Source organism: Micrococcus sp. PSi08 (assembly GCF_054960655.1).
On sequence record NZ_JBHNYP010000052.1, the window covers coordinates 1 to 3,724 of the forward strand.

The following is a 3,724-nucleotide window of genomic DNA, read 5'->3' on the forward strand; positions in this document are numbered from 1 at the left end:
AGGCGGTCCACGTCGTGGCAGGCCTCCACGGCGGCGCGGTCGTCGGCGGCCCTCCTGGCCAGGGTGGCGTGCCCGGGGTGGGCGGTGTTCGCGCGGGCCAGGGCCTCGGAGTCGGTGGCGATGCGCTCCAGCAGGTCCCGCCGCTGGCAGCTCAGCCGGATGGCCTCCTCCAGGGCCGGGACCAGGTCGGGGTGCGGCTCGTCGCGGCGGGCCAGGCGCTTGTAGCGGGCGCGCGCGGCGGCGGCGGGGGCCGCGAGGGCGTGGGCCTGGCGGCGCTGGTCCTCCAGAGTGGCCACGGCCTGGCGGCGCCGGGCGCGGTCGTCGCAGTCCTCGCCCCACGGGTCGGGCTGGCACATCACGTCGCCGCACTCCGGGCAGGGCTCGAAGGCGGAGGGCAGGGAGTCGAGGTCGAGAAGGTGGTGCTCAGGCATCGGAGGTGCCTCCTTGGTCGGGGTGCCGGGGGCCTCATGCCCCCCGCTACGTGTCCAACCATACACACACAATGGCAAAAATACAACACCACCCGCGAGCGCAGGTCCACGCGCCCGTGGTCGTGACGCGGAGGGGGCGGGGACGTGGCGCGGTCCCCGGGAGCCGGCAGCAGCTCGATGCAGCCGGCAGCTCATCTCCACGACACGTCCCCGGGATGCCGCGAGCGCGGGAGCCCCCCGCGCTCGCGGCCTGCCGGTCAGGCGGCGGGCAGGGCGGCCAGGCTGTCGCGGTCGGCCAGGGCGGCGGCCTCGCGGGCGGCCGGAGCGTAGCCGTCCATCGGGGCGACGTAGGCGCGTCCGTGCGCCCAGGCGCCGATGCTCCAGCCGATCAGGTCCAGTGCGCTGGGCACGCCGTGGATCCGCTGGCGCAGGTAGCGGGTGCCGTGGAGGCGGCCGCCGCCGCTCAGCACGTCCATCAGCAGCCCGGGCAGGCCCAGGGTCGCGGGCAGGGCGGGCAGCTCGACGCCGGGGCCGGGGGCCTGGGGGATGGCGGGAGTGGGCACGCCGGGGGCGGCGAGGTTGGCGAACGTCCAGCGCTCGCGGCCGCCGACGACGTCGACGTGGACGCGGTCGGCGGTGGCGGTGACGTTGACCGGGGTCTCGGGCAGGGGGAGCGCGTCCAGGTGGCGCATCAGCTGGGAGACGTCCAGGACGCACAGCACCACCGGCGGCAGGCCCGCGAGCGCGGCGGGGGCCGGGCGGTCGGAGTCGGCGTAGGCGCAGGCGTAGGCGTCCTCGTGGGTGCTGATCACGCGCAGGGCGTTCTCCGGGAGCACCTCCAGGTGGACGGGGCCGCGGTTGGGGGAGACGCGGGCGGCGAGGGAGCCGGCGCGCAGGGCTGCGCGCAGGGAGCCGGCGGAATAGATGTGCTTGGACATGGGGGCCTCCTTGGCCGTCGGGGTGCCGGGGGCCTCATGCCCCCTGCGACGTGTTCAACCATACACATACACCGGCGCGTGCACAACACCGTCCGCGAGCGCGGGCCGGCGCGCCCGTGGTGGTGTCGAGGGAAGGGCGGGGACGTGTCGCGGTCCTCGGGAGCCGGCAGCAGCTCGATGCAGCCGGCAGCTCATCTCCGCGACACGTCCCCACGCGGCAGCGGGCGCGGGACCCGCCCGCGCTTGCGGCCAGGGGCGACGACGGGGCGGCGCGTGCGCGCCGCCCCCGTCGTGCTCAGTCGCCGTACACCTCGGCGGCGGGCATGCAGTAGGGGCCGCCGTCTCCGTGCCACTGGTCGGAGAGGGTGTAGACGGTGCGCCCGCGCATGCCGTTGTGGGCCACCGAGTAGGTCCCACGGCTGGGGTCGATCGCGGTCACGGTCCCGTCGGCGTAGCTGATGCAGTGGCCCAGCTGGATGCGGTCGACGATGACCACCTCCTGGCCGATGTGCACGTTCTGGGAGGTGCAGATGGTGGTCTGGTCGGTGTCCATGTCGGGCCTCCTGGCCGCTCGGGGTGCCGGGGGCCTCATGCCCCCCGCTACGTGTATAACCATACACGCGCGCGGCCGAGCGGTCAACAGCGATTTATACAGCGCCCGCCCACGCGTGGGCCGGGCTACGCTGGCGGGCGTGCACCGTCGGGGCACCGTCTCCACGGGCGCCGGGGGGCCAGCGTTACGCGCTGGCCCCCGGTCACGCTCAGCGGCCCTCAGCGGCCCGCGTGTGCTTGCCCCAGGCCCACGCCGGGTCGGTGGCCACGACGGCCACGGGCGTGGCCCGCGTCATCCGGCGCACGGCGCGCACGTGAGGGTGGTGCGGGGCGCATCGCTCGGCGAGGTTCAGGCGGCCATCGGCCACCGCTCCTGCGCCTCGGATCCAGGCCACGTAGGCCAGCACCGCCAGCGCCCCGGCGCAGGCGTGGCCCGGACCGAGGGCCACGGCGGCGTTGAGCACCGTCTCGGCCTCCACGCTCGCCTTCCAGCGCAGACCGTGCGGGAACTCGCCCCGGGCGAAGTCCACCGCCTCCAGCCGGATCGGGGCCGTGCAGGCCACCAGCGCCGCGATCAGATACTCCGGGTCACGGTGGTTCAGGGTGGCCAGCACGACGGCGGCGGCCCCGGCGTCGTTCTGATCCTTCAGCAGGCGGTTGATGCCCTCGATCAGCGCCGGAGCGTCCGCGTGCATGTCCGTCAGCGTGGCCGCGTGAGCCGCCACGGCCTCCGTCAGGGCGTCCGACTCGCTCGGGGTGGCGGTGGGGTACTCGGACCGCGCACCGTCGAGCAGGGCCAGGTGCAGGCCCAGCGTGGAGGTGCCCGGGGCGTAGGCCACGGCCTCGCCCGTGCCCAGGTTGGTGCACATGCGCCCGTCCACGTGGATCAGCCCCTCCACGCTCAGACCGTGGCCGGTCAGGATGGACTCCAGCTCGAGCCAGCGCAGGGCGCGGTCCTCCGGGCCGTAGCCGATCAGGAAGACGCGCGTGCAGTTGGCGCGGCGCATGCTGGCGGCGATCACTCCGGCCATGGTGGCGGGGGCGGCGACATCGTCAAGGCGCATCACCGGCCCCAGCCGCGAGCCCTTCAGGCCGATGGCCACCACGGAATCCGCGGGGGTGGACGGCAGGGCGGCGGCGGCGTAGTCGGTCAGATCAAGCGGGGTGCGGGCGGTCAGAGCATCCATCGTGTCCTCCTAGAGGGGTGCGGGGGGCCTGGTGCCTCCTGCTGAGTCAAACCATACACAATAAAAGCCGGGACTGCAACGTTGAGTATGACGGCGATATGGCGAACGTATGGCATGGCCCTGCCCCGCCGCGAGGCGGGGCAGGGAGTCGGAATCAGCGAGGATCGGAGGCCGGAGCGCGCCAGGCCGAGCGCGCGGCACGTGTTGTGCCGAGCACCAGGCGCGCGGTGACACGCGCGGCGGTGGTGAGCATCAGGGCGAGCACCAGCGCACACCACAGGGCGAAGGCGATCAGGGCCGGCGTGGACAGCGCGGGCACGTACACCGGTGCCAGCCCCCCGAACGCGGCGACGAAGATCAGGACGGAGCCGACGCACAAGGCGTGCCGGGCGATGAGCGCGCAGCGGTCGAGTCGGGCCGTCAGGGTGGCACGGGTGGTGGGGCGACGGGTGCCAGCACGTTTCACGGTGTCCTCCTTGAGGGGTGCAGGGGGCCGGGTGCCTCCCGCTGAGTCAAACCATACACGCTTTGTGGTGTGGACGCAATCGGTTGTGTGGTGTTGCTTGTGGTGGGGGTGTGGTGGTGTGCTGGCGGTGTTATGGCATGGGCGGGGGTG

General features: G+C 73.9%; 5 protein-coding genes. All 5 read right to left on the minus strand.

The annotated features are described in order from the left end of the window. A partial coding sequence (locus ACFI33_RS11620) for a hypothetical protein (RefSeq protein ID WP_462624043.1) occupies window positions 1-431 on the minus strand: 431 nt, incomplete at its 3' end. Between the two features lie 257 nt (window positions 432-688). After that, window positions 689-1,369, minus strand: a complete 681-nt coding sequence (locus ACFI33_RS11625) for a hypothetical protein (protein WP_069941837.1) — start codon at window positions 1,367-1,369, stop codon at window positions 689-691. A gap of 295 nt (window positions 1,370-1,664) precedes the next feature. Then, complete coding sequence (locus ACFI33_RS11630) at window positions 1,665-1,922, minus strand: hypothetical protein (RefSeq protein WP_069941838.1); 258 nt, start codon at window positions 1,920-1,922, stop codon at window positions 1,665-1,667. 208 nt (window positions 1,923-2,130) lie between these two features. Beyond that, entirely contained in the window at window positions 2,131-3,108 is a 978-nt protein-coding gene (locus ACFI33_RS11635; protein WP_069941839.1) for a DUF4192 family protein, read from the minus strand. Window positions 3,109-3,262: 154 nt separating this feature from the next. After that, the gene (locus tag ACFI33_RS11640; RefSeq protein ID WP_069941840.1) at window positions 3,263-3,574 is read right to left on the minus strand and encodes a hypothetical protein; all 312 of its coding nucleotides are present in this window, start codon (window positions 3,572-3,574) and stop codon (window positions 3,263-3,265) included. Window positions 3,575-3,724: the final 150 nt, after the last annotated feature.

Coding starts and splice junctions, on each gene's coding strand:
- ACFI33_RS11625 (WP_069941837.1), bottom strand. CDS start 1,369: ATGTCCAAGCACATCTATTCCGCCGGCTCCCTGCGCGCAGCCCTGCGC.
- ACFI33_RS11630 (WP_069941838.1), bottom strand. CDS start 1,922: ATGGACACCGACCAGACCACCATCTGCACCTCCCAGAACGTGCACATC.
- ACFI33_RS11635 (WP_069941839.1), bottom strand. CDS start 3,108: ATGGATGCTCTGACCGCCCGCACCCCGCTTGATCTGACCGACTACGCC.